This is a genomic window from Streptomyces sp. NPDC045287 (assembly GCF_056432325.1).
Genome location: NZ_JBWKJG010000015.1, coordinates 64737 through 78759, shown reverse-complemented (window position 1 = coordinate 78759; position 14023 = coordinate 64737). Strand labels below are relative to the sequence as shown.

The 14023-nt window shown below is 76.4% G+C and carries 13 protein-coding genes; 3 read left to right on the top strand and 10 right to left on the bottom strand.

Annotation, left to right across the window (positions count from 1 at the left end; translation table 11 throughout):
• The first annotated feature begins 128 nt into the window (after positions 1-128).
• Positions 129-1487, top strand: coding sequence for a family 43 glycosylhydrolase (locus AC07D6_RS23925; RefSeq protein WP_479047481.1), 1359 nt, complete (start codon positions 129-131; stop codon positions 1485-1487).
• A gap of 18 nt (positions 1488-1505) precedes the next feature.
• Here AC07D6_RS23925 and AC07D6_RS23920 read toward each other — a convergent pair whose 3' ends face one another.
• From AC07D6_RS23920 to AC07D6_RS23880, 9 genes are all read right to left on the bottom strand, one after another.
• Positions 1506-2429, bottom strand: a complete 924-nt coding sequence (locus AC07D6_RS23920) for a helix-turn-helix domain-containing protein (protein WP_479047478.1) — start codon at positions 2427-2429, stop codon at positions 1506-1508.
• A gap of 349 nt (positions 2430-2778) precedes the next feature.
• Complete coding sequence (locus tag AC07D6_RS23915) at positions 2779-3990, bottom strand: serine hydrolase (protein WP_479047475.1); 1212 nt, start codon at positions 3988-3990, stop codon at positions 2779-2781.
• A gap of 56 nt (positions 3991-4046) precedes the next feature.
• Positions 4047-4451, bottom strand: a complete 405-nt coding sequence (locus tag AC07D6_RS23910; protein WP_479047472.1) for a hypothetical protein — start codon at positions 4449-4451, stop codon at positions 4047-4049.
• A gap of 162 nt (positions 4452-4613) precedes the next feature.
• Positions 4614-5021 carry a hypothetical protein gene (locus AC07D6_RS23905; protein WP_315880191.1) on the bottom strand — a complete coding sequence of 136 codons (408 nt, stop codon included), beginning with the start codon at positions 5019-5021 and terminating at the stop codon, positions 4614-4616.
• Entirely contained in the window at positions 5015-5791 is a 777-nt protein-coding gene (locus AC07D6_RS23900; protein WP_479047469.1) for a M23 family metallopeptidase, read from the bottom strand. The genes AC07D6_RS23905 and AC07D6_RS23900 overlap by 7 nt, the downstream gene beginning before the upstream one ends.
• Before the next feature lie 53 nt (positions 5792-5844).
• Positions 5845-6717: an NlpC/P60 family protein gene (locus AC07D6_RS23895; RefSeq protein ID WP_479047466.1), complete on the bottom strand. Its 873-nt coding sequence runs from the start codon at positions 6715-6717 to the stop codon at positions 5845-5847.
• Between the two features lie 83 nt (positions 6718-6800).
• Positions 6801-7523, bottom strand: a complete 723-nt coding sequence (locus AC07D6_RS23890; protein ID WP_479047463.1) for an RNA polymerase sigma factor — start codon at positions 7521-7523, stop codon at positions 6801-6803.
• A 115-nt stretch (positions 7524-7638) separates the two neighbouring features.
• A complete protein-coding gene (locus AC07D6_RS23885; protein ID WP_479047460.1) occupies positions 7639-8301 on the bottom strand; it encodes a M15 family metallopeptidase in 663 nt (220 codons plus the stop codon).
• A gap of 111 nt (positions 8302-8412) precedes the next feature.
• The gene (locus AC07D6_RS23880) at positions 8413-11616 is read right to left on the bottom strand and encodes an AfsR/SARP family transcriptional regulator (protein ID WP_479047457.1); all 3204 of its coding nucleotides are present in this window, start codon (positions 11614-11616) and stop codon (positions 8413-8415) included.
• A 425-nt stretch (positions 11617-12041) separates the two neighbouring features.
• On the opposite strand from AC07D6_RS23880, the gene AC07D6_RS23875 reads away from it, so the two are divergent.
• Positions 12042-12428 (top strand): peptidase M23, encoded by a 387-nt coding sequence (locus tag AC07D6_RS23875; RefSeq protein ID WP_479047454.1) that lies wholly within the window; start codon positions 12042-12044, stop codon positions 12426-12428.
• Between the two features lie 107 nt (positions 12429-12535).
• Positions 12536-12769: a hypothetical protein gene (locus tag AC07D6_RS23870; protein WP_479047451.1), complete on the top strand. Its 234-nt coding sequence runs from the start codon at positions 12536-12538 to the stop codon at positions 12767-12769.
• Positions 12770-12832: 63 nt separating this feature from the next.
• Here the strand turns inward: AC07D6_RS23870 and AC07D6_RS23865 are convergent, their stop codons facing one another.
• Positions 12833-13753 carry an adenosine kinase gene (locus AC07D6_RS23865; protein ID WP_479047449.1) on the bottom strand — a complete coding sequence of 307 codons (921 nt, stop codon included), beginning with the start codon at positions 13751-13753 and terminating at the stop codon, positions 12833-12835.
• Positions 13754-14023: the final 270 nt, after the last annotated feature.

Below are 14023 nucleotides of genomic sequence, written 5' to 3'. Positions count from 1 at the left end.
GCCGTCCTGGCACCACCGCGCACGGATGGCGTCGGCCTGACGGAACGGCGCGGTCGCGCAACCCCCGGTGCCGCCCTTCGTTCGTCACGGCGAGTGGACGAAGGACGGTGACCGTGGAGGAGTGCCGCATGCCGTACCGATCCGGGCCCCGCCGAGGCCGTCTCCTGCCGGCCGTGCTGGCCGCCCTGCTGACCGCGGCGGGCCTGGCCCCGGCGTCCCCGGCGGGCGCCGTCGCCGGAGGGCCGGCGCTGGGGGTGGACTTCCCCGACCCGGACGTCGTGAAGGTCGGCGACACGTACCACGCGTACGCCACCAGCGGGAACGGCGCGCACCTCCAGCACGCCACGTCACGGGACCTGGCCCACTGGACGGTCGTGGGGAAGGACGCGCTGCCGGTGCCCGGCGCCTGGGTGGCGGAGACGCCGGCGCGGGTGTGGGCGCCGGAGGTGTTCGACAACGGCGCGGGGTTCACCCTGCACTACACCGCCCACCACCGGGCCAGCGGCAGGCAGTGCGTCGGCGCCGCCCTCGCGGACTCGCCGGACGGGCCGTTCCGTCCCGTGGGCGACGGCCCGCTGGTGTGCCCGACGGCGGAGGGCGGCGCCATCGACGCCGCGTCCTACACCGAGGACGGGCGGCGGTACGTGCTGTGGAAGAGCGACGGCAACTGCTGCCGGCTCGACACGTGGCTGCACCTCCAGCCCGTCTCCGCGGACGGCACCCGCACGACCGGGCCGGCCGTCCGGCTGCTCCGGCAGGACCTGCCCTGGGAGGGGCAGGTCGTCGAGGCGCCGACGCTCGTCAAGCGGGCCGGCCGGTACGTGTTGTTCTACTCGGCCGGCCACTACGGCGACAACGGCTACGCGACGGGCTACGCCGTGGCGGACCGGCTCACCGGCCCGTACGCGAAGGCCGCCGAACCGCTCATGAGCACCGGGTCGTTCGCGGGCGCCGTGCGCGGCCCGGGCGGGCAGGACGTGGTGACGGGCCCGGACGGACGCGACCGGATCGTCTTCCACGGCTGGGACGCCGACCGGGCGCGCCGCTTCCTGTACACCGCCGACCTGGGTTTCGCGGACGGCCGGCCCGTCGTGCGGGGCAGCCGGGTGCGGCACCAGGCGGAGGACGCCGTGGTGCACCGCGCCGTCGTGCGGGACGCGGCGGGGGCGCTCGGCGGGCGGGCGGTCGGGTACGTCGACCACGACGACAGCCACGTGGAGTTCCGGGTGTTCGCCGCGTCGGCCGGGGCGCACACCCTGGCCGTGCGGTACGGCAACGGCTCCCTGGACGCCTCCGGCGCCCCTGCGTCCGCGACGCACGACCTGTACGTCAACGGCTCCGACGTGGGCGTCGTCCCCTACCCGTACACGGGCTGGGACGACTGGCGGACCGTGGAGCGGCCGGTGGTGCTGCGCGCGGGGTGGAACACGATCCGCCTGGCGAAGGGCGACCGGTACGCCGAACTCGACTGCGTCGAGGTGGGCTGACGGCCGCCCGCGGGGCGGTCAGCCCCACTTCTGACGGTCGGTCCGGTCGCAGCGGAGCGTCCGCAGCCCGGCGCCGCTGTCGTCCAGGCACTCCCCCGTCGTCCTGCTCCGCACCTCGACGGACTCGTCGCCCCGGACCGTCAGGGCCCACGCCTGGGCCCGGGCGCCGTCCGGGCCGCAGCGCGCGGCGCGCAGCCCGGCGGCGGTGTCCTCCAGGCACCGTCCCGTGGCGTGGTTCGACAGCCGGTGGGAGCCGCCGGCGAGGGGGTGCGCGGTCCACCACTGGTAGCTCATGCCGTTGCACTTGTAGGTGCGCAGCCGTTCGTCGAGGCTGTCGTCGAGGCAGCGGCCCGTCTGCCGGCTGACGAAGACGCGCCGGACGCGCGCCGCCGTCGCGCCCGGTGTGTTCCCGCCGTCCCCGCCCGCCGCCTCCGCCGCCGGTGACCCGGCCGCCGGGGCGGGGGCGTGGGGGGCGACGAGGTACATCAGCAGGGCGCCGAGGACGACGCCGAGGACCGCGCCCGCCGCCGCCCGCACCCAGCCGTGCGGCAGCCGGACGCGGGCGGCGGGGAGCCACCGCCGTGTCCCGCCGCCCGGTCCGCCGGTGGGGGCGGCGGGGCCGGCTCCGGGCGGGACGGCGGTGGCGGGCGCGCCGGGGACAGTGCCCACCGTCCCCTCCGGCCGGGTCTGGCCGCGGTCGGCCTCCTCCCACAGCGCCCGGTACTCGGCCGGGTCGGCGCCCAGCGCCCGGCACAGGTCCCTGACCGTGGACCAGGGCGGGACGGTGCTCCCCCGGAAGTACCGCGACAGCGACGAGTCGCTGATCAGCACCTCCCGTTCCAGGGAGCGCAACGTCCGCCCCGAGCGCTGCTGGAGCGCCCGCAGGGCACCGCCCAGACGCTGCGCCGGCGTCCCCTGCCGGGGCCGCTCGCCCTCCGCCATGGCTCCCTCCTCCGCGGGGCCTTCCCACCGCCCCGCACACCGTTTCCGGATCCAGGACGACCAGGTCCCAGCGGGTCAGCACCCTAGGGATCCCGACAACGGTGAGGCAAACGGGACACTTTTGCGAAGGGTGACGGAACGCCACAAACCCCGACCGGGTTCCCGGGCACCGCCGGGGCGGGCGGAGTGTCCCGCCCGGGACGGCTGCGGCGGGGCCGCCCCGGCAGCGCCTCCGGGGTCTCCGGACGGCTGCGCCTCCGGGGGGCCTCGGGCCGCGGGGCCCGGACCGCCGCCCGCCGCGGCCGGGCGGGTGCGTCCGTCCCGCCGCGGCGATCGGCCCCGCCCCAGGTCAGCAGACCGGGACGCCGGGAACCTGGTTGTCCGGGGAGCTCAGGTAGATGTTGGTCATGTAGCCGCGGTACTGCGGCAGATAGGCCCACCAGTCGTTGACGTACGGCGGGACGCTGACCTGCTGGCCCCGCGTCTGGCAGGAGACCAGGACCTCCGCGCCGGCCGGGAGCGTCGTCAGCGCCGACGACGCGGTGGTGGCCTGGGCGCGGACCCGTACCCCGCTCCCCCACGTGCCGATCCAGGTGCCGGCGGGCCGGGTGGCGCCGGGCACGTTCAGCGAGCGGGTGAGGCGGCCCACGTCGGTGTACGCCTTGCCGTACGGCGTGCCCTGCGGATGGAGGGTGAGGACGGCGACGACGGACCGGTCGCCCGCGCCCACGACACCCGTGGTGTGCAGTGCCGGGCGGGCCAGGTCGACGGCGGCGGCAGCGGTGGCGCCGGCGGCGCGCGTACCCTCCGTGGTGCCGCCGGACGCCGTGGTGCCGGCGGCGGTCGCGGTGCCGGCGGCGGCCGTGGTCGTGCAGCCGCCGGAGCTGAAGCCGGACCAGCCCTGCTTCACCGCCCAGGGCCGGTTGAAGGCGCCGGCGATGCCGAAGTGCTGGTCGTAGCCGTCGGTGGCGCAGCGGGTCGACTGCCGCAGGTTGCCCATGACGTAGTCGCGGACGGCCGGCGGGGCGGTGTCCAGCAGGTAGCGGTAGACGGTGACCGTGTCGCGGGCCGACAGGGCCGTGTAGCCCCAGTAGCCGGGGTGGGTCGCCGGGGGCCGCGCGGTGTCGAGCAGGCCGAGGCGGGCGACCATCCGGTCGATCAGGGCGCCCTGCCCGCGGTTGGCCCAGAAGTGGCTCGCCGCGCTGTCGTCGCTGCCGCGCAGCATGGCGTCGACGCGGGACCGGTCGGCGGCCGAGAGGGTGTCGGGGCCCCGGTCCCAGACGAGGTCCAGGGCGATGAGGATCTTCACCACGGACGCCGACCGGAACGGGACGGCGGAGTTGACCTGTTCGGTGAAGGCGCCGGTCTGCCGGTCGAAGACGGCGACACCGGCGGTGACCCCGGGCGGTACCTGGGCCGAGGCGACACGGGCCGGCGGGGGCGCCGCGTTCGGCGCGGAGCCGGGGGTGGCGGTGGCGGCCGTGGCGGAGGACAGCACCGCCGCCAGGGCCAGGGGGAGCGTGCCCGTCAGGACGCAGAGCAGGGAGCGGTGGGGAGCCATGGCGTACGGCCTCCAGGGGTCGAGGGGCGGACGTGGCGCGGGGAGGGGCGGGTGGGTCACGGCCCGTAGCACTGGTGCACGCCCGGCAGCCAGTTGTCCGGGTGGGCGATGTAGTAGCTGGCGGTCCAGCCGTGGAAGCCGCGGGTGGTGTTCTGCACGTACACCCAGTACGGGTTGCCGCCGACCGTCTCGCCCCGGGTCTGGCAGAGCACCTCCAGCCGGTCGCCGGGCTGGGACCGGCCGGTCACCTTGGGGCAGGTGGCGGGCGAGGGGTGCTCGGGGCAGCGGAAGCCGGTCGAACCGTCGACGTCGACGCGGGCGTTGACGTCCGTCGCCCAGGTGGTGAACACCGCGGGCGCGGGCTGTTGGGTGGGGGCGGCCGCGGCGGTCGTCGCGAGCGCTCCCAGGATGGCCGCGGCGCCGCACAGAGCGGCGGCGGTCCTGGTGGTCTTCCTCTTCATGGTCTCTCCTCCAGCGGTCGGGGCAGGGGTTCGATGGCCCGTCACCCGTTCGACGGGGCCGCGACACCTTCCGTATGAGGCGTCCGGGACGTTCGCCGCGCGCACGGGGACGCCCCCGGCCCGTTCGCGGTGCCGGGGGCGTCCCCGTGGTGGTGGGCGGTGTCAGCACACGGGGAGGCCCGTGTCCGGTTCGTCGTTCCCGCCGCCGGTGAGGAAGATCTCGCTCATGTACAGCGGGGGGACCATCCCCGTCGCGGGGGTCTTGATCCACCAGGTGTGCCAGTACGGCCCGTACGTCGCGCGGCCGCCCCTGACCTGGCAGACGGCGCGGATGAACCCGCTGTCGGGCGAGGTGGCGGCGACGGGTGCGTCCGCGCGGGGCTCCGTCCGGAAGTTGACGTCCGTGCCCCACATCGGGCACTTGTACTGGCCGGGGTAGCCCGGGTACGGCGTGCAGGGCGCCGAGTCCGCGGCGTGCGCGGGAGCGGTGGCGCCGGGGGCGAGGACGGCGGCGCAGGCCAGCGCGACCGCCGCCACCGCCCTCGTACCGGCGCGAAGACCGGTCAGCACGTGCGGACCCCGGGCAGCCAGGCGTCCGGGTGGTCGATGTAGATGTTGGAGACGTAGCCGCCCAGGCCGGGGATGTACGACCAGGCGCTGTTGGTGTAGCCCTCGGCGTTGACCGTGTCGCCGTGCTTCTGGCACTCGACGTACACCGGGGTCGGGCCGCTCAGGGTGCGCACGACGGCGGCGCTCAGCCGGGCGTCGGCACGGACGTTGACGCCCGTCCCCCAGGTGGTGAAGTTGGTGGCGGGGGTGCCCCCGCCGCCGCCCGGTGTGCAGGGCAGGCTCACGCCGCGCGCGGAAAGGTACGCGAACGGGTCCATGCCCCGGGTGCTCGACGTGGAGCTGTGCGCCTCGAAGTGCAGGTGGGATCCGGTGGACTGGCCTTCGCTGCCCATCTTGGCGATCAGCGTGCCGGCGTTGACGCGGTTGTTGACGAAGACGAGCCGCTCCTTCATGTGGCCGTACTCGGTGACCGTGCCGTCGTCGTGGCGGATGCGGATCCACTGGCCGTAGCCGCTGGCGGTGCCGGAGGCGATGACCGTGCCGGGGCCGGTGGAGTAGATCGGCGTGTACAGGGCGTTGGCGATGTCGACCCCGTCGTGGCCGGAGTGGTAGCCCTGGGTGACCCGGCCGGCCGCGGGGCAGGCGCCCGCGTAGCCGGTCGCCCCGGCGGGGGCGGACTCGGCCGCGACCGCCGTGAACGGGACCAGCGCGGCCACCGCGGCGGCGGCCGCGAGGACGCCGAGGGACTTGGTGCGCGTCTTCAGCTGCATGGGACCTCTCCTTGGGGGGTGGTTGCGGAACACGGTGGGGGTGCCGGGCGCGCTCAGCACGCGGGGACGCCGGGCAGCCAGGCGGCCGGGTCGTCGATGTAGATGTTGGAGATCCACGCCTTGTGGGCGGGCAGGTAGGACCAGGCGTCGTTGCTGTAGCCCTCGGCGTGGACCATCTGGCCGCGCGCCTGGCACAGCACGTCCACGGGGGTCGGGCCGGGAAGCCGGGTCACGGGCGGTTTGCCGGTGCCCGGCTCGGGGCGCAGGCCGACGTCGGTTCCCCAGGTCATGAAGCGCTTGGTGCCGGCCGGGGGCTGCGTCGCCGCGCCGGCGATGCGCAGGGCGCCCGCGTACTGGGCGTTCAGCCGTACGTCGCTGACCATCACGAGCGTGCCGGACTCGCGGGCCTCGACCATCTTGCCGTTGCCGAGGTAGACGGCGATGTGGTGGACGGAGCCCGGGTTGCCCGGGTCGGAGCCCCACAGCAGCAGGTCGCCGGGGTGGAGCGGGCCGAGCCCCTGGTCCCGGGTGAAGCGGGCCGTGGCGCCGCCGTACCGGGCCTGGTTCCAGGAACCCTCGGGGAGCAGGATGCCCGCGCCCTGCCAGGCCGCGTACTGCACGAGGTGCGAGCAGTCGAAGCCCTTGACCTGGCTGTCGTGGGCGCCCGGCCCGCCGCCGGGGTAGTCCTGCCCGTACGTCGGGCCGTGGATCGAGCCGCCGCCCCAGGAGTAGGGCACGCCGATCTGGGAGCAGGCGGCGTTGACGATGGCCGCCGCCTGGGCGGACGCGCTCGCCAGCGGGCGGCAGTCGGAGGTCTCCCCCGTGTGCGGGGCGGCGGTGGCGGGGCCCGCCGCGGTGGTGGCCAGGGCGGTCGCGAGGAGGACGCTCCCGACTGCCGAGACGAGTGTGCGGTGCGTGCGACGCATCAGTGCTGGTTCCCCCTGTTTCAGGTGCCGCCCGGGGGCGGCCGTTCCGGGTGCGGTGGTGCCGGTGCGGTGGTGCCGGGTGGTCAGGCCGCCGCGGTGCGCGGGGCGGTGGCGGGTGTGCGCGCCGCACCGCCGCGGGTCTTCGTCGGGGAGACGGGGCGGGGCGCCGTCTCGTATGAGGCGAGTGCGGCACGGATTTTGGCGAGTCCGCGCATCCGGTTGCGCTGCACGGTGCCGCGGTGGGCGCCGAGCCGTTCGGCGGCCAGGTCGTGGGTGAGGCCCTCCAGGTCGACGAGGATGACGGCGGCGGCCTCCTTCGGGGAGAGCCCGCTCAGCAGGTCGACGGTGGCCGCCTCGGCCTCCCGGCGGGCGAGTCCGCCGTCCCAGCTCTCCTCGGGCAGCCGGTCGGTGCAGCGCTCCCGCCGGGAGGGGTGCAGCCAGGAGTCGCGCAGCAGGTTCGTCGCGGCGGCGCACGTGTAGGCGTACGGGTGGCGCTGACGCGCCAGGGTCCGGGCGCGGGCGCGGTGGGAGAGCCGCAGGTACGTCTCCTGGAGGAGGTCGTCGGCGTCGTGCGGGTTGCCGGTCATCGCGAGGAGCCGGCGGCGCAGCCGGGGCATGGCGGTGGTGAACTGCGCGTCGAACTCGTCGGGGCTCATCCGGTCGGCACGGGCGGCGGGTCCGGGCGCGCACCGCTCGGCGGTGTCGGCGGTACCGGCGGTACCGGCGGCGTCGACGACGGTGGTGGGGAGGGTGGTGGTGTGGTCGGTGCCAGTGGGCCTCGTGGTGCTCGTGTGGTCGGTGTGCATGTGTTTCCCCCGTTCGGTCTGTGGTGCGGTGTCGGCGCGGTGGGTGCCGGGGCGCCGCCGCTCACCCGGTGGTCGATGCGTAGGGGCGGACGGACGGCTGCCGGCGGACGGGCGGTCAGGTGGTGCGGGGCGGCTCGGCGGGCCCGTAGGGGGCGGTGGGCCGGCCGCTGAGCAGGGCCCAGTACCGGTCCCCGTACGACCAGTGCCACCACTCGGTCGGGTAGTTGACGAACCCGGCGGCGGTCAGGGCCCGGCCCATGAGGTCCCGGTTGGCCCGGGCCTCCGCCGTGATGCCGGGGGCGGCGGTGCGGCAGCGTCCGCCGCTCTCCTCCGGTGTGGCGTTCACCTCGGTGCCGAGCGGCAGTTCGGCGCCGTCGTCGGTGCACAGGGTGAGGTCCACGGCGCCGCCGCTGACGTGCGGGGCGACCTCGGGCGGGGAGATGTACGCGCTGGTCAGTTCGCGTATCCGGGCTGGCGGGGCGCCGGGGTGCTCGGCCCGCATGACCGCCGCGTACTCCTCGTAGTAGCGGCGCTGCAGCGCGGGCGGGCGGAACCCCTCCACGACGAGGAGCCGGATCCCGGCGGGGAGCGACCGCTGGGCGAGGAGCAGCCTGCGGGCGACGTCGGCGCGGACGTGGGCGTACGAGCCGTCGTCGTCGGCCTGCCGGGGGTCGACGAGCAGCCCGTCCGTGGCGCGCAGGTCGACGAGGGGTTCGCCGGTGTCGGCCACGCGGGTCCCGGCGACCCTCCGGTCGGAGAGCAGGATGATGTCGGTCACGCTCCGAGCATGTCCGGGGTGCCTGCAGAAGCCCTGCAGATCTTCTGCAGGAGCGCTGCGGAACGGCTGCCGCCGTCTTGCAGGGCCGGTGCCGGGGCCCCGGCGGGCGGGTCAGGGCCGCCGCGGGGGCTCGTGCGCCTCCCTGCTGCCGAGTTCGCGGAAGACCGCCTGCGCCTCGGCCCACGCCGCCTCCGCGGCTGCCGCGTCGCCGCGGCCGGCCGCCGCGGTGCCCAGGTCCCTCACCGTACGGGCCCGCCACAGGGGCAGGCCCATCCGGTCCCACAGGGTGAGCGCCCGCTCCAGTTCGCGCGTCGCGCCGTCCCAGTCGCGGGCGGCGATCCGGGCCTCGCCGAGGGAGCGCAGGACGAGCGCCTCACCGAAGAGGTCCCGGCGCTCACGGGTGACCTCCAGGCACCGTTCGAGCCGCTCCCGCGCCTCCCGTACGAGGCCCTGGCGCAGCCGGACCTTGGCCAGGGATTGGCTGGTGTACATCTCGCCGAAGGTGTCGCCGGTCTCCTCGAAGAGGCGCAGGGCGTCGCACAGCAGCCGTTCGGCGTCGGCGAGTTCGCCGCGGGCCCGGTGGCACAGCGCGAGCGAGCGCAGGGTCAGTCCCTCGCCGTGCCGGTCCCCCGCCGCCCGGTACGTCCGCAGGGCCCGGGTGAGGGTCTCCCAGGCCGCGGTGTGGTCGCCGCGGTCGCGGTGGACGGCCCCGATGCCGTACCAGACGTGGGCGAGGGCGGGAGCGGCGCCGTCGGCGGTGTCCCCGTACGCGGCGGCCGCGTCCTCCAGCAGTTCCAGGGCCTCCGTGAAGCGGCCCTGCTCGCGGCGGACGTAGCCCATCCCGGCGAGGGCGTCGGCGCGGCCGCGCGCCACGCCGGTCTCGTCGAACAGGCGCAGGGCGTCCTGGAAGTACGCGAAGGCGTCGTCGAAGCGGTCCTGTTCGAGGCGGAGCCGGCCGAGGCCGTGGAGGAGCCACGCCTCGCCCTCGGCGTCGCCGCTGCGGCGGACGGCCGCCAGGGCGTCGGTGTGCGACCGGGACCAGGCGTCGAACTGGTTGTACAGCGCCGCCGAGCTCGCTATCAGGACGGCCGCCAGATCACGGGCCGCGCGGGGCAGGCCGTGGTCCGCGCAGTGGGTGACGGCGGCGACCAGGCAGGGCTGTTCGGCGGCGAACCAGGCGGCGGGGGTGGACAGCAGTTCCTCGGCGAGGAGCGGGTCGACCAGGGGGGCGGGGCGCCGGTCGGGCAGCAGCCGGGCCGCTCCGCCGGGGCCGCGTGCGGCGGCGGCGCGGCCCAGGGCGAGCCACCAGGCGACGAGGCGCTCCACGGCCGCCGCGCGCTCCTCGGCGGTCTCGTCGGCCAGGCACCGCTCACGGGCGTGTTCCCGGGCCAGGTCGTGGATGCGGTAGCGGGTCTGGCCGGTCCCGTCGACGCCGACCAGCTCCACGAAGTGGCAGTCCACCAGCGTCTCGACGGCCTCCTCCGCGTCCTCGGGGACGACGTCGAGGAGGGGCGCCGCCACCCAGGCGGCGAAGTCCGGCAGTTCCATCAGGGCCAGTCTGCGCAGGGCCCTGCGCTGCCGCTCCTCCAGTTCGGCGTAGCCGAGTTCGAGGCTGGCGCGCACTTCGAGGTCGCCGGCCTGGAGTTCGTCGAGGCGGCGCCGCTCGTCGCGCAGCCGGGTGGCGAGTCGGGCGGCCGTCCAGTGCGGACGGGCCGCGAGCCGGGCGCCGGCGATGCGCACGGCGAGGGGCAGACGGCCGCACAGGGCGACGATCTCGGCGGTCCTGTCCGGTTCGGTGCCGGTCCTCCCCTCCCCGGCGACCTTGGCCAGGAGCGCCAGCGCCTCGTCCTGCGCGGGGGCCGCCAGGTCCAGGTGGGCGGCTCCTTCGAGGGCGACGAGCCGTCTGCGGCTGGTGATCAGGACGGCCGAGCCGGGGCCGGGCGGCAGCAGCGGGCGCAGGTGGGTCTCGCCGACGGCGTTGTCGAGGACGAGGAGCACCCGGCGGCGCGCGATGTGGGTGCGGTACGCGCCGACCAGTTCCTCGGGGCCGCCGGCCAGGGTGTCCGGGTCGACGCCGAGGGCCCGCAGCAGGCGGGCGAGGGCGTCGGCGGTGTGGACGGGGGCGGTGTCGGAGGCGCGCAGGTCGAGGAAGAGCTGCCCGTCCGGGAAGCGTGCGGCGAGCCGGTGGCCGATGTGGACGGCGAGGGCGGTCTTGCCGACGCCGGAGCGGCCGGAGATCACCCCGACGGGGGAGGCGGTGCGCGCGGGGTCGCCGGTGCCGCCGAGGAGGGCCGACGCCCAGGCGATCTCCGCCTCCCGGCCGACGAAGTCCGCCACGTCGGGCGGCAGGTGGCACGGCATCGGGGGCCCGGCAGGAGCGGGAGACCCGGCGGGAGCGGAGGGCCCGGCGGGAGCGGAGGGCCCGGCGGGAGCGGAGGGCCCGGCGGGAGCGGAGGGCCCGGCGGTCCGGGCGGCCTGGTGGGGGAAGGCCGGGGCGGGGTCGTCGCGGGGCGGGCGGGCCGGTGGCACCGTGGCGGCGGGAGCGGTCACCGGGGCGCCCGGTGCGGCCGTGTCGCCGGTGAGCAGGGCCTGGTACAGGGCGCGCAGCTCGGGCCCTGGGTCGATGCCCAGTTCGGACCGGAGGAGGCGGCGGCCTTCCTCGTAGACGCGCAGCGCGTCGGGGACGCGGCCGGTGCGGGACAGTGCCGTGATCAACTGGCCGCGCAGCCGCTCCCGCAGCGGGTCGGCGGCCACGTGCGCGTACAGCTCGGCGACGATCTCCGCGCCGCCGCCGAGGGCCAGCTCCGCGGCGAACCGGGCCTCCAGGCCGGCGCGGCGCAGTTCGGCCAGGCGGGCGGCCTCGATCCGGGCGAAGGACTGGCCGAGGCCCTCCAGCGCGTCCGGTCCGCGCCACAGCGCCAGCGCGTCCCGGAAGGTCGCGGCGGCCCCGGCGTGGTCGCCGCGGGCGGCCGCGCGCCGGCCGAGCGTCAGGGCCTGCTCGAAGAGATAGGTGTCGACGCGGTCGCGGGGCAGCTCTGCGACGTAGCCCGGGGAGCGCGTGCGGACCGCGGCGTCGCCGCCGTCGGCCCCGGCCAGGGCGCGGCGCAGCGCGGAGACGTGGGAGGCGACGAGGGCCCGGGCGGTGGCGGGGGCCTGCTCCTCCCACACGAGGTCCACCAGACGGTCGACGGACAGGACTTCGCCCGCGTGGACGACCAGCGCCGCGAGTATCGCGGTCGGCTTGGAGCCGTTCAGGGGGACCCTGCGGTCCCCGTCCCACACCTCGGCGGGGCCGAGTAGGCGTACTTCCAGCATGGTCCCCCGGTCCACGGCGCTCGTACCGGGTGCAGACGATACCGGCGGGGGCCTTCGGGCACGACTATCACCGGGCTGCCGGTCGGGCAGTCCGGTCCGGGAACGCCGGCGCGTGCCGGGTACGCGTCGTCCGGGAGGGTGACCTCGCAATCGTCGTCCGGGGTCCTTCGCCCGGATGACGGGGCGGACGGCGCTCCCGTATGAGCGGTGCGGGCGGGTTCTTCGGCCACGAGGCGGTTCGGCGCCGCCGGCGGAGGCGGCCGGTCCGGGGACGACGCGCGGCACGCCCGAAAACGGCCCCTCCCGCCCCCGGCGGAGCCGGGCACGTCGCCCGCGTCCGGTCATACGGCGGCGCCCCGCCTTCCGTCCCGCGCCCGACAGCACCGGGAAGACCCGCGCGGTGCGCGCGATCGAGGGAGCCACCGATGACCGAGCGAACCACCCGCCTGCGCCGCATGGCCGTGACCGGAGCCGCCGCCGTGGGCGCCGCGGCGTCCCTGGTCGGCGCCGCCCCGGCGCAGGCCGCCGCGAACGCGACGACCGTGTACGTCTGGGCCACCGACGTGAACATGCGCTCGTGCAACCTGTTCTCGTGCCCCACGTACGGGAGCGTCAAGGTCAGCCGCATGGACGTCACGGCGTTCTGCCAGCAGCGCGGGGACGTCGTGCGCGACGGCGCGTACGTGAACGACTGGTGGCTACTGGTCGACGCGGGCGGCCCGAAGGGCTGGATCAGCGCCGTGTACGTCCGCGGCGGCAGCAACTGGGGCGGGATCCCCGGGGTGTCGACGGACTTCGCCCACTGCCGGTGACCCCGCGCGGCGGTCCCGGCCGGAGCCGCCCCCGAGAACCGCCGCGCCACCGTGCTCGCTTCACTGCTCTGCACGAGGGTCGTTCCCCCTCCGAGGAGCGACACGACGTGAACCGTCTGCGTGCCGTCCCGTCCGTGCCGGCCCTGGCCGCGACGGCCCCGCCCGCCGCGGACATCGGCGCCCTCCGACGCCGATGTCCGCGAGGAGCGCCCCGCCGCGCGCGGCCGGGCGGCGGCCGGCAGATCACGTGGGACCCGGCGCCTCCGGACCCGGGCACGGGCCGGCGGCCGAACGCGAAGCGGCTGGTGGACCAGGGCTTCCTCGCCCCGGGGGCGACCTGACCCCGTACGGCGGGAAACGGGCCGCCCGTCCCCGGCGCGCGCCAGGGGCGGGCGGCCCTCGGGTCAGGAGGCGGCGTCCAGCCCGGCGACGCGGGCGAGCAGCGCGGCGCGGCCGATGCCGTCGGTCCTGGTCGACGGCACCGTGCAGGCGTGGGCGCCGGCGACCGCCCCGTACAGGGCGGACCTGCGCGGCGGTTCCCCGGTCAGTCGGCCGAACAGGTAGGCGGCGGCGAAGGCGTCGCCCGCGCCGTTGGAGTCCACGACCGGCGAAGGGGGCGCCACGGCCGGCACGCGGGTCAGTTCGCCGTCCGCCAGCAGGTAGGCGCCGTCCGCCCCGGCCGTGGCGACGACCTCCCGGGCCCGGCCGTGCGCCACGATGCCGCGCATGGTCCGCTCGGGGTCGTCGAGGGCGGCGGCGGAGAGGAAGACGACGTCCGCGGCGTGGGCGAACGAGGCGTGGTACGGGTTCTCGCCGTCCCAGTCGTGCAGGTCGGTCGAGACGGTGACCCCGGCCGACCGCAGCACGGGCAGGGCGAGGGCGCACGGCTGGGTGATCGAGACGTGGGCGTGGCGGCTCGCGGAGGCGAGGGCGAGGACGGTGTCCTCGGGCAGCCGGTCCGCGTCGCCGCCCCGCGTCCCGTCGTACAGGGAGAGCCTGCGCCCGTCCGGGCCGACGAGGTTGACGGCGCGTTTGGTGCCGGCGGGCTGCGGGACCTCGGTGAGGGGGATGCCGTGGTCGCGGTGGAGGGCGCGGACGAGGTCGCCCTCGGGGTCGTCACCGAGCATGTCGAGGTGGTGGGTGCGCAACCCGAGCGCGCTCAGCCCGAGGGCGACGAAGTCGCCGGTCTGGCCGGCCCGGGTCTCGATGCCGGGCCGGATCGTGTAGCTGTCGGCGAAGGGCAACGGCAGTTCGGGCACGTACACGATCGTGTCGACACCCGCGCCTCCGAGGACGAGGACGTCGATGTCCGGGGCGCTGCTCATGGGTTCCTTTCGGGGCTGCCGCCGGGCGTCCGGCGGGCGGCCGGGGCGAGGGGCCGGGCCGGGAGCGGCCTTCCGGCAGGGGCACCCCGGGCGCGGCGACGTGCCCCGACCCGTGCGTTCCCCCGCCGAAAGCGGTGCACGGCAGGCTACCTCCCGCCTCCCGCGGATCGTTCGGCTACCGGATAATCGGTGAAACGCCCGTCACCGACCGTTTTCTGACGTGTCCTCGGCAGGGCGGTTCGCGGTGGTGCGCGGCGGGGCAGCTTTCCC

Bases quoted from the DNA above. Each gene is read 5' to 3' on its own strand.
- AC07D6_RS23925 (WP_479047481.1), top strand. From the start codon at position 129: ATGCCGTACCGATCCGGGCCCCGCCGAGGCCGTCTCCTGCCGGCCGTG.
- AC07D6_RS23920 (WP_479047478.1), bottom strand. From the start codon at position 2,429: ATGGCGGAGGGCGAGCGGCCCCGGCAGGGGACGCCGGCGCAGCGTCTG.
- AC07D6_RS23915 (WP_479047475.1), bottom strand. From the start codon at position 3,990: ATGGCTCCCCACCGCTCCCTGCTCTGCGTCCTGACGGGCACGCTCCCC.
- AC07D6_RS23910 (WP_479047472.1), bottom strand. From the start codon at position 4,451: ATGAAGAGGAAGACCACCAGGACCGCCGCCGCTCTGTGCGGCGCCGCG.
- AC07D6_RS23900 (WP_479047469.1), bottom strand. From the start codon at position 5,791: ATGCAGCTGAAGACGCGCACCAAGTCCCTCGGCGTCCTCGCGGCCGCC.
- AC07D6_RS23895 (WP_479047466.1), bottom strand. From the start codon at position 6,717: ATGCGTCGCACGCACCGCACACTCGTCTCGGCAGTCGGGAGCGTCCTC.
- AC07D6_RS23890 (WP_479047463.1), bottom strand. From the start codon at position 7,523: ATGCACACCGACCACACGAGCACCACGAGGCCCACTGGCACCGACCAC.
- AC07D6_RS23880 (WP_479047457.1), bottom strand. From the start codon at position 11,616: ATGCTGGAAGTACGCCTACTCGGCCCCGCCGAGGTGTGGGACGGGGAC.
- AC07D6_RS23875 (WP_479047454.1), top strand. From the start codon at position 12,042: ATGACCGAGCGAACCACCCGCCTGCGCCGCATGGCCGTGACCGGAGCC.
- AC07D6_RS23865 (WP_479047449.1), bottom strand. From the start codon at position 13,753: ATGAGCAGCGCCCCGGACATCGACGTCCTCGTCCTCGGAGGCGCGGGT.